General features: G+C 36.1%; 25 protein-coding genes, 3 pseudogenes and 1 riboswitch. Of the genes and pseudogenes, 2 read left to right on the top strand and 26 right to left on the bottom strand.

Going from position 1 to position 24,805, the window contains the following annotated elements; translation table 11 throughout:
• From AC6HVZ_RS08300 to AC6HVZ_RS08210, 19 genes and pseudogenes are all read right to left on the bottom strand, one after another.
• A pseudogene (locus AC6HVZ_RS08300) lies at positions 1-187 on the bottom strand (hypothetical protein); the annotation flags it as partial.
• 2 nt (positions 188-189) lie between these two features.
• The gene (locus AC6HVZ_RS08295; RefSeq protein WP_497557679.1) at positions 190-423 is read right to left on the bottom strand and encodes an exodeoxyribonuclease VII small subunit; all 234 of its coding nucleotides are present in this window, start codon (positions 421-423) and stop codon (positions 190-192) included.
• Entirely contained in the window at positions 416-1,765 is a 1,350-nt protein-coding gene (gene xseA / locus AC6HVZ_RS08290) for an exodeoxyribonuclease VII large subunit (RefSeq protein WP_497557678.1), read from the bottom strand. Before xseA ends, AC6HVZ_RS08295 begins: the two co-directional genes overlap by 8 nt.
• On the bottom strand, positions 1,762-2,613 hold the full coding sequence (folD, locus tag AC6HVZ_RS08285) for a bifunctional methylenetetrahydrofolate dehydrogenase/methenyltetrahydrofolate cyclohydrolase FolD (RefSeq protein ID WP_497557677.1): 852 nt from the start codon (positions 2,611-2,613) through the stop codon (positions 1,762-1,764). The genes xseA and folD overlap by 4 nt, the downstream gene beginning before the upstream one ends.
• A gap of 16 nt (positions 2,614-2,629) precedes the next feature.
• Complete coding sequence (gene nusB, locus AC6HVZ_RS08280) at positions 2,630-3,010, bottom strand: transcription antitermination factor NusB (RefSeq protein ID WP_497557676.1); 381 nt, start codon at positions 3,008-3,010, stop codon at positions 2,630-2,632.
• Between the two features lie 437 nt (positions 3,011-3,447).
• On the bottom strand, positions 3,448-3,840 hold the full coding sequence (locus AC6HVZ_RS08275) for an Asp23/Gls24 family envelope stress response protein (protein WP_497557675.1): 393 nt from the start codon (positions 3,838-3,840) through the stop codon (positions 3,448-3,450).
• A gap of 293 nt (positions 3,841-4,133) precedes the next feature.
• Positions 4,134-5,492: an acetyl-CoA carboxylase biotin carboxylase subunit gene (gene accC / locus AC6HVZ_RS08270; RefSeq protein ID WP_497557674.1), complete on the bottom strand. Its 1,359-nt coding sequence runs from the start codon at positions 5,490-5,492 to the stop codon at positions 4,134-4,136.
• 13 nt (positions 5,493-5,505) lie between these two features.
• Positions 5,506-6,009 (bottom strand): acetyl-CoA carboxylase biotin carboxyl carrier protein, encoded by a 504-nt coding sequence (accB, locus tag AC6HVZ_RS08265; RefSeq protein WP_497557673.1) that lies wholly within the window; start codon positions 6,007-6,009, stop codon positions 5,506-5,508.
• A 549-nt stretch (positions 6,010-6,558) separates the two neighbouring features.
• Positions 6,559-7,110, bottom strand: a complete 552-nt coding sequence (locus AC6HVZ_RS08260; protein ID WP_497557672.1) for a SpoIIIAH-like family protein — start codon at positions 7,108-7,110, stop codon at positions 6,559-6,561.
• Positions 7,111-7,126: 16 nt separating this feature from the next.
• The gene (spoIIIAG, locus tag AC6HVZ_RS08255; protein ID WP_497557671.1) at positions 7,127-7,759 is read right to left on the bottom strand and encodes a stage III sporulation protein AG; all 633 of its coding nucleotides are present in this window, start codon (positions 7,757-7,759) and stop codon (positions 7,127-7,129) included.
• Positions 7,756-8,376, bottom strand: a complete 621-nt coding sequence (spoIIIAF, locus tag AC6HVZ_RS08250) for a stage III sporulation protein AF (RefSeq protein ID WP_497557670.1) — start codon at positions 8,374-8,376, stop codon at positions 7,756-7,758. Before spoIIIAF ends, spoIIIAG begins: the two co-directional genes overlap by 4 nt.
• Positions 8,377-8,386: 10 nt before the next feature.
• The gene (gene spoIIIAE, locus AC6HVZ_RS08245; protein WP_497557669.1) at positions 8,387-9,562 is read right to left on the bottom strand and encodes a stage III sporulation protein AE; all 1,176 of its coding nucleotides are present in this window, start codon (positions 9,560-9,562) and stop codon (positions 8,387-8,389) included.
• Between the two features lie 32 nt (positions 9,563-9,594).
• Entirely contained in the window at positions 9,595-9,987 is a 393-nt protein-coding gene (gene spoIIIAD / locus AC6HVZ_RS08240; protein WP_497557668.1) for a stage III sporulation protein AD, read from the bottom strand.
• A gap of 6 nt (positions 9,988-9,993) precedes the next feature.
• Positions 9,994-10,200 carry a stage III sporulation protein AC gene (gene spoIIIAC, locus AC6HVZ_RS08235; RefSeq protein WP_497557667.1) on the bottom strand — a complete coding sequence of 69 codons (207 nt, stop codon included), beginning with the start codon at positions 10,198-10,200 and terminating at the stop codon, positions 9,994-9,996.
• Between the two features lie 18 nt (positions 10,201-10,218).
• The gene (gene spoIIIAB, locus AC6HVZ_RS08230; protein ID WP_497557666.1) at positions 10,219-10,737 is read right to left on the bottom strand and encodes a stage III sporulation protein SpoIIIAB; all 519 of its coding nucleotides are present in this window, start codon (positions 10,735-10,737) and stop codon (positions 10,219-10,221) included.
• Positions 10,682-11,659 (bottom strand): stage III sporulation protein AA, encoded by a 978-nt coding sequence (gene spoIIIAA, locus AC6HVZ_RS08225; RefSeq protein WP_497557665.1) that lies wholly within the window; start codon positions 11,657-11,659, stop codon positions 10,682-10,684. The genes spoIIIAB and spoIIIAA overlap by 56 nt, the downstream gene beginning before the upstream one ends.
• A 132-nt stretch (positions 11,660-11,791) precedes the next feature.
• A complete protein-coding gene (gene efp, locus AC6HVZ_RS08220; RefSeq protein WP_497557664.1) occupies positions 11,792-12,352 on the bottom strand; it encodes an elongation factor P in 561 nt (186 codons plus the stop codon).
• Between the two features lie 30 nt (positions 12,353-12,382).
• Positions 12,383-13,444, bottom strand: coding sequence for a M24 family metallopeptidase (locus tag AC6HVZ_RS08215; RefSeq protein WP_497557663.1), 1,062 nt, complete (start codon positions 13,442-13,444; stop codon positions 12,383-12,385).
• Between the two features lie 114 nt (positions 13,445-13,558).
• Positions 13,559-14,062 carry a YqhR family membrane protein gene (locus tag AC6HVZ_RS08210; protein WP_497557662.1) on the bottom strand — a complete coding sequence of 168 codons (504 nt, stop codon included), beginning with the start codon at positions 14,060-14,062 and terminating at the stop codon, positions 13,559-13,561.
• A gap of 479 nt (positions 14,063-14,541) precedes the next feature.
• On the opposite strand from AC6HVZ_RS08210, the gene AC6HVZ_RS08205 reads away from it, so the two are divergent.
• On the top strand, positions 14,542-14,922 hold the full coding sequence (locus tag AC6HVZ_RS08205; protein ID WP_497557661.1) for an SA1362 family protein: 381 nt from the start codon (positions 14,542-14,544) through the stop codon (positions 14,920-14,922).
• A gap of 29 nt (positions 14,923-14,951) precedes the next feature.
• On the opposite strand, the gene AC6HVZ_RS08200 is transcribed toward AC6HVZ_RS08205, so the two are convergent.
• From AC6HVZ_RS08200 to AC6HVZ_RS08185, 4 genes and pseudogenes are all read right to left on the bottom strand, one after another.
• Positions 14,952-15,845 carry a patatin-like phospholipase family protein gene (locus AC6HVZ_RS08200; RefSeq protein ID WP_497557660.1) on the bottom strand — a complete coding sequence of 298 codons (894 nt, stop codon included), beginning with the start codon at positions 15,843-15,845 and terminating at the stop codon, positions 14,952-14,954.
• A gap of 115 nt (positions 15,846-15,960) precedes the next feature.
• Positions 15,961-16,383 carry a transcriptional regulator MntR gene (gene mntR, locus AC6HVZ_RS08195; RefSeq protein WP_497557659.1) on the bottom strand — a complete coding sequence of 141 codons (423 nt, stop codon included), beginning with the start codon at positions 16,381-16,383 and terminating at the stop codon, positions 15,961-15,963.
• A gap of 280 nt (positions 16,384-16,663) precedes the next feature.
• A pseudogene (locus AC6HVZ_RS08190) lies at positions 16,664-17,785 on the bottom strand (ribonucleotide reductase barrel domain-containing protein); the annotation flags it as partial.
• Positions 17,786-18,036: 251 nt separating this feature from the next.
• Positions 18,037-19,476, bottom strand: a pseudogene (locus AC6HVZ_RS08185) (vitamin B12-dependent ribonucleotide reductase); the annotation flags it as partial.
• Between the two features lie 401 nt (positions 19,477-19,877).
• Here AC6HVZ_RS08185 and AC6HVZ_RS08180 point away from each other — a divergent pair.
• Positions 19,878-20,249 (top strand): rhodanese-like domain-containing protein, encoded by a 372-nt coding sequence (locus AC6HVZ_RS08180; RefSeq protein ID WP_497557658.1) that lies wholly within the window; start codon positions 19,878-19,880, stop codon positions 20,247-20,249.
• 137 nt (positions 20,250-20,386) lie between these two features.
• Here AC6HVZ_RS08180 and gcvPB read toward each other — a convergent pair whose 3' ends face one another.
• Genes gcvPB through gcvT form a run of 3 tightly spaced genes read right to left on the bottom strand, consistent with a single transcriptional unit; the run spans position 20,387 to position 24,333 of the window.
• Positions 20,387-21,862, bottom strand: coding sequence for an aminomethyl-transferring glycine dehydrogenase subunit GcvPB (gcvPB, locus tag AC6HVZ_RS08175; protein ID WP_497557657.1), 1,476 nt, complete (start codon positions 21,860-21,862; stop codon positions 20,387-20,389).
• Positions 21,855-23,204 (bottom strand): aminomethyl-transferring glycine dehydrogenase subunit GcvPA, encoded by a 1,350-nt coding sequence (gene gcvPA, locus AC6HVZ_RS08170; RefSeq protein WP_497557656.1) that lies wholly within the window; start codon positions 23,202-23,204, stop codon positions 21,855-21,857. Before gcvPA ends, gcvPB begins: the two co-directional genes overlap by 8 nt.
• Before the next feature lie 13 nt (positions 23,205-23,217).
• Complete coding sequence (gcvT, locus tag AC6HVZ_RS08165) at positions 23,218-24,333, bottom strand: glycine cleavage system aminomethyltransferase GcvT (RefSeq protein WP_497557655.1); 1,116 nt, start codon at positions 24,331-24,333, stop codon at positions 23,218-23,220.
• Between the two features lie 236 nt (positions 24,334-24,569).
• A riboswitch (glycine riboswitch) is annotated at positions 24,570-24,717 on the bottom strand.
• Positions 24,718-24,805: the final 88 nt, after the last annotated feature.

Here is a 24,805-nt window from a genome sequence, read left to right as displayed (position 1 = left end):
AAAAAAATAAAACCTTTATTTTTTTGCTCGTAAAACTAGAAAAGTGGCACATCGCAAAAAGCTCTATAGAATAAAGCATGGACTCTTTTAATTGATTTGGAATAGATAAATTATGTAAATGTTTCGTTAGTTCATCTTGAATTGTTTTCCGATGTTTATCCAGATAGTTAGTAAGGGCTTCATGCACGATTATTCTTCCTCCTGTACTTCAAAAGGTTCCATTTCTCCTTGTTCATTCATTATTTGAGTCATCTTTGCTTGTATGGTATTAAGCTTATCGTTACATATTTTGGACAGGTTCATCCCCTCTTGATAATAATCAATTGCTTTTTCTAATGGAACATCCCCAGTTTCTAACGTTTCAACAATTTTTTCTAATTGTTTCATTGCTTCTTCAAAGCTGAGATCATCGTTTTTATTCATTGGTATCCTCCTCTACTTGTAAAACCTCACAACTCAGATTTCCGTCATGTAAATTTACAGTAATCATATCCTTTTTTTTAACTTGCTGGGTTGATTTTATTATTTCTCCTTCAGATGTATAAGGTAAAGCAAAACCGCGTTTCATTATTTCCAATGGATTCAATAGAGTAAGTTTCTCCATGATATTTTTTAATTGAATTGATCTCTTTTCCATCATTTGCGACATATAATAAGCTTGTTGCTTGTTAAGCTGATTTAATCTCGATTGAAACTGCTCCACTTGCTTTTTAGGATGTTGGGCTTGTAAACGGGTATTAAGGGTGGAATATGCTCCAGTTTGTTGATTAACATGATTAATCGTTGCCTTCTGAATAGTTTCAACATGCTTATCCAATTCCTGTTCTTTTTGCTTTAACAGTTGCTCAGGATAACGAAATGCATAAGATTGTTTCAACCTTTGCAAATGCTTTTTATTATTAGCCAGTTGCCCATCTAAATCTCTAATAAGGAATTTTCTAAAATTAGAAATTTTATCTTTTAATTCAAATTGGGATGGCACGGCAAGCTCTGCTGCTCCGGTTGGTGTTGGAGCACGTAAGTCAGCAACGAAATCACTGATAGTACTATCCGTTTCATGTCCCACTGCAGAAATGATTGGAATTTTGGAATGAAAAATAGCCTGTGCCACAGGTTCTTCATTAAAACTCCATAATTCTTCTATTGATCCTCCACCTCGTCCAACAATCAAAACATCAAAAATCTCTTTATTATTGGCAATTTCAATCGCCCTTTTTATGGAAGAAACTGCATTTGTTCCCTGGACAAGAACTGGAATAACTGTAACTGCTACAATTGGATATCTTCTTTTTATCGTTGTAATTATATCCCTTACTGCAGCACCTGTTGGCGATGTAATAACTCCTATATGGCGAGGGTATAAAGGGATTTTCTTTTTATGAATCGGATCAAACAAACCCTGTCTTTGCAACTTTTCCTTTAATTGTTCAAAAGCTAAATAAAGGGCACCAATCCCGTCAGGCTCCATTTGCTGAATATATAACTGATACTGACCATATGGCTCAAATACGCTAATTTCACCTTTAATCAGTACTTTCATTCCATTTTCCGGGATAAATTTCAGTGATCGGTTATGTCCTGCAAACATTACAGCCTGCAATCGTGTTTGTTCATCCTTCATCGTTAAATACATATGGCCACGACTATGATGTTTAAAATTAGAAATCTCACCTTTCAGCCAAATATTTTTTAAATGAGGGTCTGTGTCAATTTTACGTTTAATGTATTTCGTTAGTGCAGTGACTGTTAAATAGTTATCCTTCAATTTTCAGACAGTCCTTTAGCGGCTTTTATCGTATTTTTCAATAGCATTGCAATTGTCATTGGTCCTACACCCTTAGGAACTGGTGTTATATACGCTGCTTTATTTTTAGCACTTTCGAAATCAACATCTCCCGTTAAAGAACCATTCACCCGATTTATACCAACATCTATTACAATAGCATCGTCTTTAAGATAGTCCTCATTTATTGCGTTGGATATACCAATAGCTACAATTAAAATATCTGCAACCCTCGTATATGTTTTTAAATCCACCGTTTTTGAGTGACAGTATGTAACGGTTGCATTTTCATTCAAAAGCAACTGCCCGACAGGCTTACCAACGATATTACTTCTTCCGATTACAACTGCATGCTTACCTGCGATCTGGATATTTTTTGATTGAAGCATCGTAATAATTCCATAAGGTGTACATGGAAGCAACGTGTCCTGACCTGTCATCATCCGTCCTATATTTATAGGATGAAAACCATCCACATCTTTAGACGGTTCGATAGCTTCAATTATAGGCTGTTCTTTTATATGTTCAGGCAAGGGTAGCTGAACTAAAATACCATGTACATCCTGATCGTTATTTAATTTATCTATCAACTGAAGTAGTTCTAATTCAGTTGTCGTGGCAGGCAGTTCAATTACTTTTGATGAAATGCCTACTTCATCTGATGCCTTTTTTTTGCCATTGACATACGATCTCGATGCAGGGTTATCTCCAATCAATATAACGGTTAATTGCGGAATAACTCCTTGCTTTTTTAATTGCAATACATCATCTTTCATACTTCGTCTTAAGTCCTGAGCTAATTCTTTCCCGTTAATTATTGTAGCTGTCATAAGAACTCATCCCCTTTTACGCTATGATTTTTGATAAGACACCATTAATAAACTTACCAGATTTATCATCCCCATAGGTATTACCTATTTCTACCGCTTCGTTTATTGAGACACTTGTAGGGATATCCTCCAAATAGGTAATTTCAAATATTGCAATTCTTAAAATAGTTTTTTCAACAGATGCAATACGCTCTAAAGACCAGTTTTCAAGATGATCCCCAATTATTTTATCAATATTATTTATCTTTGCTGTAACACCTTCTACAAGCTCTGTTAAAAAATTATCAGCCTCTTCTATCTCTAAAAACTCCTGAATGACTTGATTTGGATCATTGTCATTAATATCTAGTTGAAAAAGTATTTGAAAGGCCTTTTCTCTAGCTTTATGTCGATTCATTCTTCATAACTCCTTTTAAATGCGTGTTCAAAAAAGAAAATGAATAGGTCCGAGAGGTTCGAAGCGGTGAAGCCTTGAGCACAAGAAAAACTTCTCCGAAATCACGTTGCACGCAGAAAATGTGATCTTCCTTTCCAAGGAACGGATGCAATTTATACGTGAGTAGCAAAAAAACAAGCCAACAAGGTTCTCACGTGTAGTGATGACTTCTACGTTCGACACAATGGTTTTCGATGGAGCAAGCCTTGACGCAGCCCAGGACGTGTCGATACTTAGTACAAGCTCCCCTAGGATGTGTCATTTCCACCAGACTTTTTGAACAACCTCTATCAATATCTCTTTCAAATAATAACATGATTAAGTGATAGAAGCTAGAAACTCATGTGAAGATAGGTCAAGGTCAAAGGGTATTACATCCTTTGACCTTGATTGTCTTGTTATTCGTATGTTTCTTCTGTAGTATTATCCATTTGAATTCCAACAACATGTACATTAATCTCATCTATCTCAAGTGCTGTCATACTCTTCAATGTTTGTCTAATGCTTGTCTGCAATTCCTGCGCAACTTGTGGGATGGACACCCCAAAGTTTAGTACAACATAAAGATCTATCAATATTCCGTTATCTGTTAATTCAACTTTCACTCCCTTACTATGGGATTTTTTACCAAACCGCTCTACAACTCCAGATGCAAAATTACCGCGCATTGCAAAAAGACCATCTACATCTGTTGCAGCTATTCCGGTAATCACTTCAATTACTTCAGGAGCAATCTCCACTTTACCTAAAGTTGTATCTTCACTTACGTTTAACAAAGGTTGTTCACTCATGTTCCCACTCCTTTATTTGTACTTAAAGAGGATGTTTAAAAAGTCAAACAAATAACATATAAGGATAGATGATCTTCGACTAAGGACACTTCCTAGAAAAAGAAAAACACTTTTTCTGTGTGAGACGTGAGTTCAGGAAAGCCTTCCTTATCATCAAAGCTTCGCCGTCTCGAACTTCAACCAGCAGAACTTGCTAGTGCCGACGGCTAAAGACTGGACGTCTGCGACTTTAGCCAACCTCGATCTTTTTTATCCTCCCTTTATGACCTTGTATTTAAAACATCACCCGATCCCTACTCTATGGATTCCATGATTGGATGATCCTCTAAAAATTTCGTATTAAAATCCCCTTTCTCAAAAACTTTATGTTCCATTATTAAACGCTGAAATGAAATAGTCGTATGAATACCTTCAACAACAAATTCATCTAACGACCGCTTCATCCGCTTGATAGCTTCTTTTCGGGTAGGTCCATATGTGATCAATTTAGCTATCATGGAATCATAATATGGTGGTATCCTATAACCAGGATATGCTGCAGAATCCACTCTTACCCCTAAACCTCCAGGTGGTAAATACATTTCTATTTGTCCCGCAGAAGGCATGAAATTCTTAAAAGGATTTTCTGCGTTGATTCTGCATTCAATTGCCCATCCTTCGAACTCTATTTCTTCCTGTTTGAACGAAAGCTTTTCATTATTTGCAATGTTGATCTGTTCTTTGATTAAATCCACACCTGTAACCATTTCTGTAACCGGGTGTTCCACTTGGATTCTGGTATTCATTTCCATAAAATAGAATTCTTTACTTTCTCTGTCAAAAATATATTCGATTGTTCCAGCACCTTCATAACCAACCGCTTTGGCTGCTTTCACAGATGCTTCTCCCATTTTCTTGCGCAAATCTGGTGTTAGTGCTGGTGAAGGTGATTCTTCAATTAGCTTTTGCAGCCTTCTCTGGATTGTACAATCTCTTTCCCCTAGATGGACAATATTCCCGTGTTTATCAGCTAATACTTGAATCTCTACATGCCGAAAATCTACAATGAATTTTTCAATATAAACACCAGGATTTCCAAATGCTGTTTCTGCTTCTTTTTGTGTTATTTTAATTCCTTTGATTAATTCTTCTTCTGTTTTGGCTACACGAATACCTTTACCACCACCACCGGCAGTAGCTTTTATAATAACAGGATAACCAATTTTTTCGGCGATTCCTTTTGCCTCTTCTTCCGTTTCGATAATTCCATCAGACCCTGGAACAATGGGCACATTCGCATTTTTCATCGTTTCCCTTGCAACATCTTTAATACCCATTTTTTGGATAGCCTCAGGTGTCGGGCCAATAAAAATAATATTACATGCCTTACAAATCTCGGCAAAGTCAGCATTTTCCGCTAAAAACCCATACCCAGGATGGATTGCTTGTACCTCAGTCATTGTTGCTACACTCATTATATTCGTAAAATTCAGATAGCTGTCTTTACTTAATGTAGGTCCAATGCAATATGCTTCATCAGCTAATTTTACATGTAATGATTCTTTATCTGCTTGTGAATAAACAGCTACTGTTTCGATGTCTAATTCCTTGCATGCACGTATAATTCTAACAGCGATCTCTCCCCTGTTAGCAATTAATAGTTTCTTAATCACGCATTCCATCCCCTTACTTTACTTTTACTCTAAATAATGGTTGGCCATATTCTACTAGTTCGCCATCTTCAACCAGTATTTCAGTAATTTCTCCCGAAACCTCTGCTTCGATTTCATTAAATAACTTCATCGCTTCAACAATACATACGACTGTATCTTTATCCACTTTACTTCCTATTGCTACAAATGGATCACTTTCCGGTGTTGATGCAATATAAAACGTTCCAACCATTGGTGATTCAATTTCAAAATTATAATCTGCATCGCTTTCTTGTTTGGACTCTGGTTTTAAATCAGCCGGTTTAGTTTCTTCCGGTTTCACGTTTACTTCTGTTTTTTCAGTTTCTGCAGATTCATGCTCGATAACTCGAATAGGCTCTTCTTGCGTTTGTATACCATTATGTTGAATTGTTTTTTTCATTGATACTGTTGTCCCATTCGTTTCATAAGTGAATTCACTAATGGAAGATTGATCAATTAATTTTATTATTTCGCGTATTTCCTGAACTTTTAACATTTCGGCACCCCTTCATTATCTTTATTTCATATTGTTAATAGGTACTAATAACTCCTCTTAACATTTTACGCTAAACAGATATAAAACATCAAGGCATAATCAAAAACTATAAAAAAAGCTATGTATGCCATTAGACAAGGAAAGCTCAGATAGCACCTGCATCGCACGAGAATATTGAACTGCATTTTCGAGGAGTCAACAGTCTTCCGCTACAAATTACCCTTACACAAGAAGTTAGTAATTGTTTGTATTTAAAAAGTTTATCAAGAACAATCCTAGCGAAATATATTTCTGGAGCAAATCCTTGCTTTCCACCAGCGTTTGCAAAAAAATTGTCACAGTACCATCTTATCTATCGACTGCGGAGCAAATAACAATAAATCACTTCGGTGGTACGAGCAGTGCGCATTCCTAATCTATGCGAAAACAGCCTTATCTTTAAACACTTTCACTAAAAAATTATACCAATGTTATGATAGCAATGCGATTGGTTTATCATATTGTACCACAAAAAATCCGAGCGGATATTGCCGCTCGGATTTTTTGTTATCACTCTTCTGTGTTTGGACGTAAATCAACGTTTACAGGTATTTCACCAAACTCATCTTTTACTAGCTGCATAATATTAACCACTTCTGTATTGGATAACTGATCAACCATCACACTTACATGTACTTTATCATCTTCAGAACGTACTAATACATCCCCATATTCTGAGCCATCTAGTATAGATTGTTCCAGTATTTTTTCTTTTGAAGATACTTCCTCGAGAACATCTATATTTTTTAATGCTTTGTCTTTTTCATCAATTGAAGCTGAACCCGAAGTAACGATTTCTTCCAATCTTTCTATTTCTGAACTCCTACTGTCCTGTAACTCCATTCGAATCGTGGTATAGAACTGATCTTCCCCTAAATTGGTCACGTCATCAACAGCTGCTCCATCCTCTGATTCAGCTGGATCTGAAGTCGTTTCCTCAGATTCATTTTGTCCATTATCGAAATACGCCAGATCTTCCGTATCTGACGTCATATAATAGACGCTCAATACAATCATTAAACTTAACATTGTTAACAACCACACCGTTTGTTTTTTTAACATAATTTTTTTCTCCTCCTTAATTCTTTGGCATTACAGAAACCCTATGTGTTGGAACATCAAGCACACGTGATATCGCTTCAATCATCCACTGTTTTACTGTTGCATGGTCAGCTCCTTTCGCAACCACAAAGACACCCCTTACTTCCGGTCGCTTTGTTTGCCTAATTAACGGCACTTCCTTATCTCCCTGTCTTACAAGTACTGTCTGTGAATCCTCTGTATGATCTTCTACTTTTCTGGTGCCACCATTTCGATCTGATTCATCTGTCTCCTGCTGTCCCTTTATTAAATTTTTTTCATATACCTTCACATTTGTGGAATCAAGATTAATCATTACTTCCGCTTCTGAGACCCCTTGAATCTTGTTAAGCATTTCTTCTAAATCTTCTTTATAGCTGGTTTCCAGCTCATCTACGTCAGAAGTCACGGATTCTTCTGCATTTGTTTCCTGAACTCTCTGTTCGATTTGGACACCCATTTGACTATCATTGTCTGATTCTTGTGATGATGAAGAAAAAACATTTCCAAGTATAATCAATAATAATCCAACTAATCCGAGTATAATGATATACCCAAGTTTTTTTGATGGCGGCTTCATTTTACTGTCGTCATCCTTTTGCTGGAAGAATTTTTCGAATTTTAGTTTCAAGATGCCCCCCCTTCCCATGAGATCGTTAATTCTTTATTGCTCAGCTCCCATACATTTCTTAATAATTCCATTATTTGCTCATCATCTTGTCCTTCTTCATGCACCACTGGGTCATCTGTGTTAATTACAACATCATCTACTATACTCACTGTTCCCTCCCCATCATCTAATTCTCGTAGATATACAACGACTTCTTCCAGTTCATCAAATGTTACGTCTTTTTCTGCTGTGAATATAAAATCAATATCTGTGATTTCTGTTTGATGTTTTTCAAGTAAAGGATCTTTTGCTAAATCTTTTAATTGGACAGCCATTTGTTCTAAAATATATGCATCTTGTGAGTCTTGTATTTCACTTTTTTGTAATTCGATCAAATTTTCTATAGAATTATTGCTTTCACTTTCCTGATTTAGCTGTGAAAATGAGGTTTCCAGGGCTTGTTCGATATCAATGTTTAAAATAAAAAAAATTGGTTTTAATAAAATTAAAATTAAAATTAAACCGATTACCAACTTAATATATTTTTTCATCGTAGTTGCAGGAATTAATAAATCGATGATGGTTGCAAGTAGTAAAAATATAATAATTTGGGTTACCCAAGCGATTAATGCATCCATTTTAATCATCCTATCGTAAAAGCAACGTAATATTACTGGCTACAACAATGATTACTATAGCTAATATAAACATGAAAGATACCGCTAGCAGACAGGCTAAAATATAAGAAATATATTTACTTATCGTATTTAGGCTTGTAATAACTGGTCCATCTCCAATTGGCTGCAAAACTGCTGCTGCGATTTTATAGATAATTGCAATTGCAAATATCTTTATCGCTGGAAATAATGCAAAAAAGACAATTACGATCAACCCAACGATTCCCACAGCATTTTTTAATAATAGTGAGGCACTTAAAATGGTGTCTGCTGCATCCGTGAATGTTCGTCCGACAATCGGAATAAAATTACCGGTAATAAATTTTGCCGTCTTCATTGCTACCCCATCCTGGATAGCACTGGCAGCCCCTTGAACAGACATTACACCGAGAAAAATCGTAAGAAAGACACCTAGCGTCCCTAAGGCAACTGTTTTAAATAAATTTGCTAAATGTGTCACTTTATAACTGTCACTTAAACTACTCACGATCAATAACAAGGCTGACAAAAACAAAAAAGGTAAAATAAAATGGGAAATAAGCACCCCACTAAAAGGAATAAGAAACAGAATGATCGGATGAAAAAAAGAAATAGAAATTACATTGCCAAAGGTCCCCATTAGTCCCAATACAAGTGGCAAAAGAGCTATCATAAAACTACTCATTGTATCAATAGCTTCTTTCGCATAGGAAACCGCTAAATAGAAACTGTTTAATGCAATAAATATCAATACGATATACACAACAAAATAAGCAATCTTACTTACTGCACTCTTTTCAAATGCATTATGCATTGTCTGTAAAACAATGGAGAATAGGGTCAGCATTAATAACAACCCAAGTAATTTTCCGTTTAAAATAAGTTCATGAAATAAATACTCCAGAAAGCCAACCAATGTGTTTTTTAAGGAAAGATCTCCTTGACTTTTTATAAACTCGTAAATACTGGTTTTTTCGAGTTCAGGTAAATAGCCGCCATATTCATCGACCAATTCGTTCCAATAATTTTGAACACCATCCAATGAAATTTCATTTAACATAGCATCTTCAACATCATCGGTTAATGGGGCAGCAATAATAGTTACTTGATCAAAAAAGAGTAAACTTAAAGTAAATAGAATTATCAATAGCTTTGTGTTAAGTTCCATCCACTATGATTGCCCCCTTCAAACAAACATTCTCATGCAGTTGGCAAAAAGCTGAGAATAGCTTCAATGACTGCAGTGATAATCGGTACTGCCAGCAATAGAATAAATATCTTACCAGCCAGCTCTATTTTCGTTGCAACAGATCCTAGACCTGCATCCTTCGTAAGACTTGCTCCTAGTTCGGCAATATAAGCGATGCCGATAATTTTTAATATTGTTTCCATATACATACCCTCGACATTTGCTTTTGTTCCTAATGATTCAATTAATTGAAAAATAGTACTGATTTGCTGAATAACTGCTAAGAATATAATAATTCCGGTTATAATAATCAGGAAAAACGCCATGGAACTATTTGAATCTTTTAAAACAATATATAAAATGCTTGCAATTATTCCTAGAATAACAATTTGTAAAATATCCATTTTGGATTACCCCTGGAAAAGAAATACAGATTTTATCTGTTGAAATAAATCGGACAAGCTATTTATAACAATGACCAGAACAATAATGAATCCGACTAATGTTGCAAATTGTGCAATTTCTTCCTTTCCCATTTGCTTCAATATTGTGTGGATTACCGCCACAATAATGCCGATACCAGCTATCTGAAATAATATGGATGCATCAGTAAACATGGATGTACCCCTTTCCTACTATATGAGCAGCAAAACGATAAATAAACCACATAAAACACCTAAGCTTTTAGCCATTTTGCTATATTTATTTTGATTATCCCGAGCATCTTCTAATTCACGATCAAGGTGTGCTGAAGTTAATTGAATATACTTTTGCTGCTGGTAAAAATCATGCTGGCCAAGTGTTCGTCCAAATTGATTAAGTATTTCCTGTTCATTTCTTCCTAGACAGGAAACCTTCATCAACTCAACGACATTCTTTTCCCATACCGCATAAAAGTCGTTATGCTCTTCATCTTCCTGTAAATGATTACTCAGTGTTTCAAAAAAAATTTTCATCGGTTGTGGAATTTGTCTGGCAATGGTTGTAAAGGCGTCCTTTAGAGGTAATTGACTATATAGTATTTCTGCTTCCAAAATTTGAAGAGCATTTTTTATTTGTCTAATGTGCTTCGGACGATTATTTAGCCTCCTGCTCCACTCAAATCCTATCCAGGTTGTTGTGCCGATGAAAAGAAGTGCTCCAATCCACTTCATCCGGTAAGCACCTCGATTTCTGTAAAATATTATTTTCGTTTTGGTCATATATCTTTTGAACTTGCCCTGGTTTTATTCTTTTTTCCAAAATGATAATCCGCTGAAACACGCTTTGCTGAAATAAGGGTTGTAATGATGGTCTTTTTTTCAGTTCCTTAAGGGTAGAACCATGTATGGTACAAATGACAACAACACCAGCATTTATTGCTTCCAGTAATGATTGTACATCTTGATTACTGCCTATTTCGTCTACTACAAGTACATCCGGAGACATAGAACGGATCATCATCATCATACCTTCAGCTTTAGGACAGGCATCCATAACGTCACATCTAATACCTAAATTATGCTGGGGTACTCCTTTTTTAGAAGCTGCTATTTCAGATCTTTCATCAATGACTCCAACTTTTTTTGCTTTCACGTTTCCCCATCCAGTTGCGATCAGCCGAGTGGCATCTCGAATTACTGTCGTTTTTCCTGTCTGAGGTGCACCAACAAATAGTGTATTACAGTAGTTATTGTTATACATATAAGGGATAATAGGTAAGGCAGCATCGATTTGCTCTTTTGCAATTCGAATATTTAAAAAAGTAATATACTGGATTGCTTTTACAGTTCCATTCATTGTATTTACTTTCCCTGCGAGTCCTACTCGATGCCCACCTTCAATCGTTATATAGCCCTCACGCAGCTCATCCTCCATTCGATACAGAGAAAATTCACTTAATTGATTAATAACAAATAAACTATCTTTTTTGTCTGGCTTAACCATACCTATCCATTCCGTTGTTGCATTAAAAATAAGCTCAATTGGTTGAAAAAGTCTAAAACGAATTTCTTGTAACAAATGCCATCTATCCTGAACTTTTGCTTGAATCACCTGTTTAATTTCACTGGGAAATAGACGTAAAATCTCCTCCATAGCATGTCCTCACTTTTTAGTAGTAGCTTTATAGTAAATGTATGTATAAATGATTATTTTATGACTAGTCCATAGATTACAGGCAAAACAAAAGCAGTCCTTATCACATAAGGACTGCTCAAGTCAAAAAAATTAATTTGCCCTGGAAACATACTTTCCATCAGTTGTATTAATAACTAATATATCACCTTGATTAATAAAAAACGGGACCTGAACCAGGTGATTAGTTTCTAATACTGCAGCTTTTGAACCACCGCTGGCTGTATCCCCTTTGATGCCTGGTTCTGTTTCCGTTACTTCCAACTCAACATTGTTTGGTAATTGCACTCCTAGAATCTCACCTTCATATGTGATCACATGAACTTCCATATTTTCCTTCATGAATTTTAATTCGTATTCAATCTGACTTGTTTGTAGTTCAAGTTGTTCATATGTGTTTGAATCCATAAAAGTATGACTATCACCAGATGCATACAAATACTGCATCTTTTTATTTTCGATATGCGCTTTACCTACTTTTTCCCCGCCACGAAATGTTTTTTCCTGAATATTTCCGTTACGCAAATTACGTAGCTTTGAACGAACAAAAGCAGCTCCCTTCCCAGGCTTTACATGCTGGAATTCCATCACCTGCCAGATGTCATTATCTACTTCGATCGTTAAACCTGTCTTAAAATCATTTACTGATATCATCTGTTTTATCCTCCCTTAAAACCCACTATCTTATAAAGTTATTAGTCCCTTTGGTGCAAATGTCAGCTTTTCATTTCCTGTTTCTGTTATAAGAATATCATCTTCAATCCTGCATCCACCCACATCAGGCAGATAAATTCCTGGTTCTACAGTTACAACCATACCGGCTTCTAATCTTTTATCAGACCGAAATGATAAGCCTGGTCCTTCATGTACTTCAAGTCCTAAGCCATGACCTGTTGAGTGGCCGAAATAGTCACCATAGCCCTGATCACTAATATAATTACGGGTGATCGCATCCGCTTCTTTACCGGTAATACCAGGCTTAATTCCTGCAACTCCTCTAAGTTGTGCCTCCAACACCGTATCATAGATCTTTCTTAAGTTATCGCTAATATCTCCCACAGCGAACGTTCTGGTAATATCAGAACAATAACCTTTGTATAATGCACCATAATCCAATGTTACAAGTTCACCAGATTCAATTTTCTTATCTGAAGCAACCCCATGCGGAAGTGCCGATCTTAGTCCTGAAGCAACGATTATGTCAAAACTTGATGAAATCGCTCCCTGTTTTCTCATAAAGAATTCAAGTTCATTAGAAATATCAATTTCTCGTACTCCTGGTTTAATATAACCCTGAATATGTTCGAATGCATCATCTGCAATCATTGCCGCTTTCTTCAAAACCGCTATCTCTTCACTTGTTTTTAATAACCGGAGTTCTTCGATCATGCCGTTAACTGGAATTAGTTCGATTTCAAAATCCTTTTTATACTGTTTAAACTTGCTATACGTAATATGGTCTTGCTCAAAACCAAGTTGTTTAATATTCATATCTTTCAGCTGGTCTTTGATCTCCAATTCTATTAACTGTTTGTGTTCAACAACATGAAAATTGACTGCTTGTTCTTTAGCCTGTTCTATGTACCTAAAATCCGTAATAAACCGTGCATCATTGCTGCTAATAATAACTGCTCCGGCAGTACCTGTAAAGCCAGTAATATACCTTCTGTTAATTGGACTTGTGATTAAAATAGCATCAATTTTATTTGCCTCTAAAGCAGCGCGTAGTTTTGTAAGCTTCTCCATCTCTTCATCCCCTTTTTTCTTTATGGATTCGTTGTTTCAAACAGGTTGTTTATTAAGTTTATCATAAACAGTATCATTTGAATAATAATAGTGCATCATAAGCTGTCACAACAGCTAATTCTGCTCCGCTTCTTTTATTTTTGTATCATGGTAATCATACGATATCGAAAAACCAATAAATGTCCCGTATAAAATAAATAAACAGATGGTTGACACAATCGTATTTTTATTTAACTGTATAATTGTGGGTATATTTGAAAATATTGGTTGCAGCAGATAAAAAATAATTCCCCAAAGAAAAATACCAAATGCTACCCCCATCCACATGGAATTTATTTTTTTAAATAGTCCATAATAAACCAATGCTGTTAATAGGGATAACAAACCAACTAAAACGATTGATACGAGATCACCTAACCATCCGCTCGTCCATTCTGCTGTTAACCACGACCTAAGTAAAAAGCTTTTTGGAGCAACCTCTGAAAAATTGAAATAATACATGATCACACCAAACAGACTCCATAACATCCCTCCGATAAAGCCTGTTATTAGCGATCTTGTAAGCATTGTCATTGGGGTTTCACGTTTATTTTGTTCTAACTGTTTTTCTTCTTTCATAACAGTCACCTCCACTTCGTATTATAGCCAATTGAAGCAAAATCAATCATTTACTTTTTTAAGTAGTTAAATTACAGTTTTTCTAGTAAAATGGATGTACTCAATGAGAGCTATTTCTTATAAAAAGAAAAAATGAAGCATTTTACCTGAATATTTTCTTGAGAAGCAGGAAAGAATGAGAAATAGGATCAACATTTAGCAACAACCCAGCCCTCACCTTATCTTTTTCTAAAGAGGCAGGAAAGTATAGAATTTTACTATATATTAGGAGAGGTTTAGTAAAGAAACCGGCTAATTCACCAATTTCTACCAATCCGACCCTCTTGATCTCGGAAAGAAGCGGCGGCATTTTTTTAATACCACAGAAGTTTTTACTCTTTTTATAAAATTTATACAAATGATGATATAAAACATATGAATAGTGGTATATAAATATATAAGGTAATATATTACCTTTTGATAGAAAGGAGGAAATTCCGATGGCTCGTAATAAAGTTTCTCTCTTAATCTATGTAATTATTGGCTTGGCGCTAGTTGGATTAGTAACACAGCTTTTTACGAATACAGCTAATTTCATAACGAATTTATTTGTTATGATTGGTATTGGTGTTGCTATTTTTGCGGTAATCTATTTTGTTTTTCTTAGAAATAGAGCTCCTTCTAATGACATGAATAAATATAAAAAGGCTGTTAAACAATCTAAAGCAAAATATAAAGACCCAAAAGCAAGCAGCCAGTTTCGTAATGCAGGTAAAAAGCCTAAATCGATAACACCAAAGAAAAAAATAAACAAGCGCGCATCCCATTTACGGGTGATTGAGGGTAATAAAACAAAAAGAAAAGACCGAGCTAGTTTTTAATAAGCTCAGGTCTTTTTTTTTACTTAGGGCTATTTTGGCCAGTACTTTAAAAATTGATCTGCCCTATTCTTTCCAGTTTTTATTAAATTTTGTTTAACTTCATTTGTAAGTTGGAAATCTGTCGTTTCCACATCTTTAACTGGTATAAAGATAATATTGTTTTTCTGTGACTTTGAAATATACCTCGCATCATGGGCCTGTTTCATTGTCGAAAATAATGCATGGAACATATCAAAGGCATTTTTTAAAGCTCTGGGTTGATACTGATCATTTATTGATCCATTTAATTTAACACCTAGAATTGGCCGATTGTTTATGTGCTCCCCATTTTCAAATACCCACAAAGGAAAATTACTTAACAAACCACCATCGACAATAATGCTTTTCTTTTGGCCTTTCCCAGGCAGTTTTTTTGGCATAAAAAAGTATGGAAAGCCTGCACTCATACGTACTGCTTTAGCAATTGGGAAGTAGTTTGGATCAATGCCGTAAATTCTCTGCAGGTCATCGGGGATAACCACCAATTTACCTAATGACAAATCGCTTACTATCACTTTTAAGTAGCCTGATTTAAGATCGCTAAATGTATTCAATCCTTTTTTAGATAATTGCTGATGTATCCATTGCTCTAATTTATCTCCTTTATATATTCCCAATTGAAAGTATAAAAAAAACCATTTTGTAAATGGAAGTATTTTACTTAATACTGGTGGGTCTAAAAACTCTTCCAGGTCTAATTCGTTCAATAGGTTATTTATTTCTTCAAAACGATAGTTCGCTGCCAAAAAAGAAGCAAGAATCGCACCAGCTGACGTTCCCGCAACACGTTCAATCTGCACGTTTTTATCTTCCAAACTTTTTAACGCACCTATAAATGCATATGCTTTTACCCCTCCACCAGAAAACACCGCATCTATCTTCATATACTCTCTCCTTATGCCCATTTTTATATTGTTAAGCATAAACGGAGAAAATTAGAACTTATTTTCACATGAATAATCCACACGGGTTATCGTTAAATAAGGTGTGGACGTTTTTTCAATTATTTTGATTTTGGATCTGAGTTTCTTTTAACTGCTCAACACGGATCTTATCCGCTTGGAAATAATTTACTAAATCACCAATCCGATCAATCGAATTCCAGCTTAAGTGGTGCTCAATCCCTTCCACATCTATATATATATTTTCTTCTTCAACACCAATTATTTCCAGGAATTGCTCCAATAATTCATGTCGGAATACCAACCGTTCACCAATTTTTTTACCTCTTGCAGTAAGTATTAATCCTCTATATTTCTCATAGTCTAAATAATCATCTTTATCTAATTTTTGTACCATTTTAGTTACGGAGGATGGATGGACTTCTAATGCTTCTGCAATATCAGATACTCTGGCATATCCCTTTGATTCAATTAAAATATAAATTTGTTCAATATAGTCTTCCATACTTGGTGTTGGCATTAGCTCTCCTCATTTCAAAAAAATTTAGTTCGCGCAAAAGTGTTTCTATCTAAAAGGATACCGTAGTTTTCTAGGATAAACAAGTAATTGTAATTTTAAAGAACTTAGCTGTCACCAAGTACTGAGATGACAGCCTTAATTCAACGAAAAGTACTTTTCGTCTGGGATGTAAATGCTCCGAAGTATTACTTATGCAGTAAGAATGTGCTTATCTGCAAAAAAAGAAGGAGCAGACTGATCATTACAGTTTGCTCCTTTAATTCCTCTAATTAATCTTTATTTATAGTCCGCATTTAAGCTGTGCTCCACAGCTTGTACATGTATTACAGCCACCAATGTCCTCAACATGCCCTTCTCTACATACTGGACAAGTGTCACCAATTTCAGAACCAATTGTTACATTTGTTTTATCTAATTCCTGGATCGTATCCATTAAGACAACTTTTGGCTTTTCTGTATCCTTAAACAACTCTGTTTGTTCACCAAACGTATTTTCTTCTGCTTTTAATGTAAGAACCTGTGTGTCACGGCTGCCATCAACGTATACCGTACCACCTTTTGCTCCGCCATTGTACAGTCTTTGATAAACGCTTTCCACCTGTTCTACAGTATATCCTTTTGGCGCATTTACCGTTTTGGAAATAGAACTGTCCACCCAACGCTGGATGACACATTGTGTATCTGCATGTGCTTCCGGTGCTAATTCCATTGCAGTCACAAACCATTCAGGTAAGTTATTAGGATCTGCATCCGGATTTCGATCCAGGTATTCCTGTACAATATCTGCTTTCACTTCAATAAATTTACCAAGTCGTCCACTCCTGTAATAAGAGAAGGAGAAATACGGCTCTAATCCTGTGGAAACGCCAACCATAGTCCCCGTGCTTCCAGTTGGAGCGACTGTTAATAAATGGGAGTTGCGAATTCCATATTTTAAAATATCCTGTCTTATATCATCAGGCATTTTTTTCATGTAGCCAGTGTTAATAAATGCTTCTCTTAAATCATTTGTTTCATCTTGATTCTCACCCACAAGAAATGGAAAACTTCCCTTTTCTTTAGCAATTTCAATGGAGGTACGGTAAGCAGTTGTTGCAATTGTTTCAAATACTTTATCTACTAAATCATTACCTTCTTTTGAGCCATAAGCTGTGTCACAATAAATCAGTAAATCATGCATACCCATAACACCAAGTCCTACTCGGCGTTCTCCTAATGCTTGCTTTTTATTTTCTTCTAAGAAGTAAGGTGTTGCATCAATAACATTATCCTGCATTCTTACACCAGTTTGTACTGTTTGTTTCAACTTTTCAAAGTTAACCTTTTTCGTATTCTTATCAGCCATTTCAGCTAGGTTAACAGCAGCTAAATTACAGACTGAATAAGGTGCGAGTGGTTGTTCCAATTTTGTTATCCTACCGGCTTTTTATCCGATAGTTCTTACAGTTGTATTCCTGCAAGTTCAGCATACCTTTTCACCTTTATTAAAAATCATAAGGTGCTGCGGCCTCGTGGATGGATTATATTCTTTTTCAAGTTTCACCAATCTATGCGTTGCCCCTGACTAACCTTTTAACATTAGCCTTCGGTTCGGATTCCCATTCTCAGGGTTCCCGCTTAATTCCGCAGTTTTTTACGTGAGGCAAACTATTTACCACACGGATTTGTTGCTACTACCTGATCACCATAAGCTTTCGCATTCGTCATATCGTTTGCATTGTCGATATAGAATATTCCAGGCTCTGCTGAGTAAGTAGCACAAACATTGATTAAATTCCATAATTCCTTTGCCTTAATGCGACGATATACTCTTACACCATATCCCATTTCTTCCCATTTACGGACATCGCCAACATTATGCCAGTTTTCGTTATATGCTTCCATCTGCTCTTTCGTATAATTTTCAACATCTGGAAAACGAAGCTCATACATTTTGTCATTTTCAACAGCGTCCATAAAATCCTTTGTTATACAAACCGAAATATTTGCTCCAGTTAAAAATTCAGAATTATGAACATCATAAGTTCCGCCAGTTCTTAATTTATCTTCAGCTTCACGGATTGCTGCCTGGGTGAAACCACCTGTTCCCGGCATAGTTCTATAGTTTACAATTCCTTGATATAGATCCATTTCAGTTTCTGTTAAAGGGGTAAATTTTAGTTTTTCTTCTGCCAGTCGTTTAATTTGCTCGTCCTCTGTATTTTCAATTAAATATCTAAGAATCCTTGGGTTTTGCATTTTTGAAATAATGAATTCAATGATGTCAGGGTGAGAATCTACGAGCATGATCATTTGAGCTCCACGTCTTGAACCACCCTGTTCAACCAAATGAGTTAATTTAGCAATATCATCCAGCCAGGAAACTGATCCAGATGACTTCCCGTTAACCCCTCTCGCAAGTGTGTTACGTGGCCTGAGTGTAGAACCATTTGTTCCAACCCCTCCACCTCTTGACATTATCTCCATTACTTGTTTGCGGTGATCGGAAATTCCTTCACGTGAATCCTTAATATAAGGCATTACATAACAATTAAAATACGTTACATCAGTACCTGCTCCAGCACCATATAATACGCGACCAGCTGGGATAAAATTTAAATCTTTTAATTCATCATTAAATTTTTTAAGCCATTCCTGCTGTTTCTCCTGCGTTTTTTCTACACTTGAGAGCCCGGAAGCATTTCTTTGTGCAATTTGTTCATAATATACTTCGAGTGGTTTATCAATCACATCTAAACTGCGGGTTATGATTCCTGTAGATGCCTCTTCTTCATTATCCAACACGGAAACAAATTCCTGAGCAACTTTAATTTCTGCTTCTTTGGTTACCCAATCGATTGATTTTACAAACCCATATCCTCTTGCTGGAAATTTCGGATCTGCTTTTACAGTTAAAACAACAAAATCTCCTGGTTTTAATGATTTCTTTTCCGTATCCTTGAAAGCATAACGATCCAGCATAACCAACCGGGATACTCCCTTATGTGTGAGCTTCATATCTTCTGTAATTGGATGCACTTGTGAAAACAGGCTAATGTCCTGATTAAGTGATAGAACATCAATTTCTTCCCTAGTTTCTACAATAAACGACATCTGATCTCTCCTTTGCACTTAACTTTTTAATATGTTTTTGTGTTTTGTTTTGCTACTAATACCATACCACAATAAAAGAGATCAAAACAACATATTGTGTTTAAAAATAAAAAAAATACCATATATGGTGATTTGAATGAATGAACTCTATTTTGTCAACAACCAATAATGAATGAATATAATAGATATCTCAAGAGATATAAAGCATACGTTGTTTTTTAATCCAAAAATCCATTATTTTGCCATTTGCAATAACAAATAGTTTGATTTTGTTCGACACAATTCTACAGAAACCAATAATAGCAGTAGAAAACATAAAAAGAAAGAAAAAACTTTGAAAAAATCCTGCATTCACTATATAATAGAGTACGAACTAATGTGTGAAAGACGGGGGAAATATAATGGAATTTTTAGTAATAGCTATCGTTGCTATCGTCGCGATTGGTATATTTCGATACTTTAGACAACGTAATTATTTGAAGGTTTTAACAGAGGAACAATTTCGTGAAGGCTATCGAAAAGCACAGTTAATAGATGTTAGAGAACCACAGGAATTTGATAAAGGACATATTCTTGGTTCCAGAAACATACCAGTTACACAAATGCGTCAACGATTAATTGAAATGCGTAAAGATAAACCGGTTTATCTTTATTGTCAAAACGGTTCAAGGTCGGCACGAGCTGCACAGCTTCTACACAAAAAAGGCTATAAGGACATAAACCAATTAAAAGGCGGATTCAAGAAATGGACTGGAAAAATTAAAGCTAAATAAAATATATAGAAAAAGGCCCAATTTCTTGGGCCTTTTTCATATTCGTAATATCATTATATCGGCTTTCTTACTGCTGTTGTTCATTAAGACGGTAAATTCCGTATTATCAGGTGCTTTTTAAACGATTCTGGAATCTCTTATGTTTCTTTTTCAATTTGATTTTGATAGCGAAGCACTGGCTTACGAGATGCAGTTGCTTCGTCTAATCGTTTTACAGCTGTCTTGTAAGGTGCTTTTTGAACGATTTCCGGATTATTTTCTGCTTCATCAGCAATTTGAATCATCGACTCAATGAAATGATCCAACGTCTCTTTTGACTCTGTTTCTGTCGGCTCTATCATGAGTGCTTCACCCACAATTAATGGGAAGTAAACAGTTGGTGGGTGAATATCGAAGTCCATAAGACGTTTAGCAATGTCCAATGTTCTCACGCCTAGCGACTTCTGCTTATTACCCGATATAACAAACTCATGTTTACAATGTTGTGTAAATGGAAGCTGATATTTTTCTTCAAGACTGCGCATGATGTAGTTTGCATTAAGCACAGCATATTCGCTGACTTTCTTAAGCCCTTCTGCGCCCATCGTACGAATGTAAGTATATGCGCGCACGTTAATTCCAAAGTTACCGTAGTAACCTTTTACCATACCAATCGATTGTGGAAGATCGTAATCCAAATCATACATGCCATCTTTTTCACGGACAACTGGTTTAGGTAAGAACGGTGCAAGTTCTTCTGTAACGCCGATTGGACCAGATCCTGGACCGCCACCGCCATGTGGGCCAGTGAAAGTTTTATGCAAGTTCAAGTGAACAGCATCGAAGCCCATATCTCCTGGACGCGCATAGCCCATGATAGCGTTTAGGTTAGCACCATCATAGTACATTTTTCCGCCCGCTTCATGAATGATTTCCGACATTTCGAGAATTTCAGTTTCAAACAGACCGAGCGTGTTAGGGTTCGTTAACATAAGTGCTGCAGTATTTTCGTTTACTACTCTTCTTAAATCTTCTACGTCAACTAAACCTTTTTCATTTGATTTAACTTCAACAACTTTGAATCCGGCAACTGCTGCAGATGCTGGGTTTGTACCGTGTGCCGAGTCAGGTACAATAACTTCATTACGATGCGATTCACCGTTTGCCTCGTGGAAAGCCTTGAATATCATTAATGCTGTCCACTCACCTTGTGAACCGGCAGCCGGTTGTAATGTGATTTCCTGCATCCCTGTAATTTCTTCAAGATGTACTTGTAAATCATACATTAATTCAAGCGCACCTTGAATTGTTTTCGTATCTTGATAGGGATGAATATGACTAAATCCTGGATGTCTGACAACCTCTTCATTAATTACCGGATTGTATTTCATCGTACAAGATCCCAGTGGATAAAATCCAGATAGAATACCAAAGTTACGGTTGGATAGTCCTGTATAGTGACGCATTAATTCCAATTCATCAACTTCAGGAAGTTCTGCATCTACTTTACGGATATAAGCACCATCAAGTTCTTCTTCTAAATTAATTTCTGGAACATCAAGCGCTGGCAGATTATATCCTGATCTACCTGCTTTACTGCGTTCAAAAATTAATGGAAAGTTTTCTTTAGCCATTGATATCCCCCATTTCTTTAACAAATGCATCGATTTCTTCTTTCGAACGGATTTCAGTTGTAGCTATCAGCATGTGATTTTCTAATTCTGGATATGTTCTCCCTAAATCAAACCCGCCGACAAAACCTTTTTCCAATAACTTATCATTGACCTCAGATACGGGTTTTGAAAGTTTAACCACAAATTCATTAAAAAATGATCCGCTGAATGCAGCTGGTAAATTAACTTCTTCCAACTGTTGTTTTGTATATCTTGCTTTTTGCATATTTAATTTAGCCATAGCTTTAACACCGTGTTTACCAAGCGCACTCATAGCAGCTGAACTTGCTACCGCGTTCAACGCCTGGTTAGAGGTGATGTTTGATGTCGCTTTCTCACGTCTGATATGCTGTTCTCTCGTTTGCAGTGCTAAAACGAAACCGCGCTCACCTTCTTCGTCTACCGTCTCCCCAACGAAACGTCCAGGTACTTTACGCATTAATTTTTGAGTTGTTGCAAAATAACCACAGTGCGGGCCGCCAAGTTGCGCAGGGATGCCAAATACTTGTGTATCACCAACAACAATATCCGCACCAAATTCAGATGGCGGTGTTAAATAACCAAGTGAGAGTGGATTGCTTGAAACGATAAACATTGTTTTAGGTTGTTTTTTAATTAATTTATTCATTTTTTCAAGTGGTTCAATCTGACCTAAGAAGTTAGGATATTGAACAATAACGGAAGCTGTATCTTCATCCAGCTCTTTTTCTAGCTGCTCTAAATCAGTTTGACCGTCTTTGTGACCAATTTCAACAATTTCAAGCCCCTTGCCTTTTGAAGCAGTATGAACGAGCTGACGATGTTCCGGATGCAATGCAGCTGAAACCAGAACTTTCTTTCTCTTTGTCTGAACAACACTCAAGTAAACAGCTTCAACTACAGCTGTTCCGCCATCATACATTGAAGAGTTAACAATAGGCATGCCGGTAATTTCAGAAATCATTGTCTGGAATTCAAACATAGCCTGCAGTTCACCTTGTGTCATTTCCGGCTGATAAGGTGTATAAGATGTATAGAATTCTTGTCTTGAAATAACATGATCGACAACTGATGGAATGAAATGATCATAAACACCCGCACCTAAAAATGAACGATATTCTGTTAAATTCGCATTTTTGCTTGCCATTTCTGTTAGTTCTTTTTTCAACTCATATTCACTAGCTGGCTTTTTAAGGTTTAATTCCCTGTCCAGTCTAACTTCTTTCGGAATATCAGAAAACAGTTCTTCTGTGGATGATACACCGATTTTATCTAGCATTTCTTTTTTATCGGTTTCAGTCATTGGTAAATAACGAAATTCCATTACTTAACCCTCCCTAATTCTCTCGTTTATAAAATGGTCTTTTTACTACAACGGCCTTTAATTTGCGCTTACGTACCTGAACATACAATTCTGTACCTTCGGTTGTAAACTCAGGCTTCACCAGTGCTAATCCCAGATTCTTTTGAAGTGTAGGAGATTGTGTTCCAGATGTAACATACCCAACCTCTTCTTCCCCTCTATAAACCGCATAGCCATTTCTCGGAATACCTTTATCAATCATTTCAATTCCGACTAACTTTCTACCTGGTCCGTTTTCAACTTGCTTTTTCAATACTTCTTTTCCAATAAAATCTGCTTCTTTATTAACTTTCACAGCAAATTTCATGCCTGCTTCAATTGGCGTAATATCTTTGGATAGCTCCTGTCCGTAGAGTGCAAGGTTTGCTTCAAAGCGCAGCGTATCTCTTGCTCCAAGCCCAATCGGCTCCAAACCTTTTTCTTTTCCTGCCTCAAGTACTTTGTTCCACAAATCACGACCACTCGATTTTTCAATATAAATTTCAAAGCCGTCTTCACCTGTGTAACCTGTTCTTGAAACAATTGCAGGTGCTGTAATGGAAGAAATTTCAACCTTATCTTCAAAACGGAAAAATTTGATATCTTTTAAATTAGTTTCTGTAATTGTTTGTAGGATTTCTTCAGCAAGTGGTCCCTGTAATGCCAATTGCACATAATCGTCTGAAACATTCGCTATGGTAACATCTTCTTTACTATAATCATTATTTTTTGTTAACCATTCATAATCTTTTGTTGCATTCGCAGCATTCACCACTAATAAATAATCATTTTCCTGCATCATATAAATTAAAAAATCATCAACTGTTCCCCCGTCTTCATAGCACATAAAGGTATAGTGTGCACGTTTCGGGGATAATTTTGCTACATCATTGGTTGTTAACTTTTGCAAAAATTCTAAACTTTTCGGGCCTTTTACTGTGATTTCACCCATATGTGATACATCAAATAACCCGGCTTTCGTTCGAGTTATTTCATGTTCATGTTTGATACCGGAATATTGTACCGGGAGATCCCAGCCGCCGAAATCGATTGTTTTTGCGCCGAACTTTTCATACTCTGGAAATAACGGTGTTTTTCTTAACTCAGTCATTCCATCCACTCCTTTTCATTTAAAATAAATTACTTAGAGAACTTGTTCCATTTTAAAGCTTGAAAAAATGCAAAAAAACAGAGATTCCACCGATAGTTGTGAAACCCCTGTCCTTAAACCAGAAAGTTGCGTATTTATATTAACCCGGTTATCCGGCAATACAAATACTTGCTTCGTGGGTGGCCTGCCAAAGTGTTTTGGTAATAATACACCAAGGTAAGCACTCTCCAGAGATGCGTCCTACAAGAGTCTTTTTGCCTGAGAGATTCGCTTTTTGCTTGCTCCTTCGGCGTTACACCCAGGAATTTGTTCTGGAAGATAGAATAAACAAATTCTTTCTTCCAGAACATAAACTTAAGATGCAAACTCTCCCCTTGTATTCATTCGCTTTTATGAAAATATTCTATTTGGTTATACTATGTATCAATCGATGAAAAATCCATTTCTCGTCATTATTATATCATAGAAACAA

It is taken from the genome of Oceanobacillus sp. NCCP-135 (assembly GCF_059698015.1).
The sequence above is the reverse complement of the archived record's forward strand: the minus strand, read 5'-3'. Positions and strand labels throughout refer to the sequence as shown.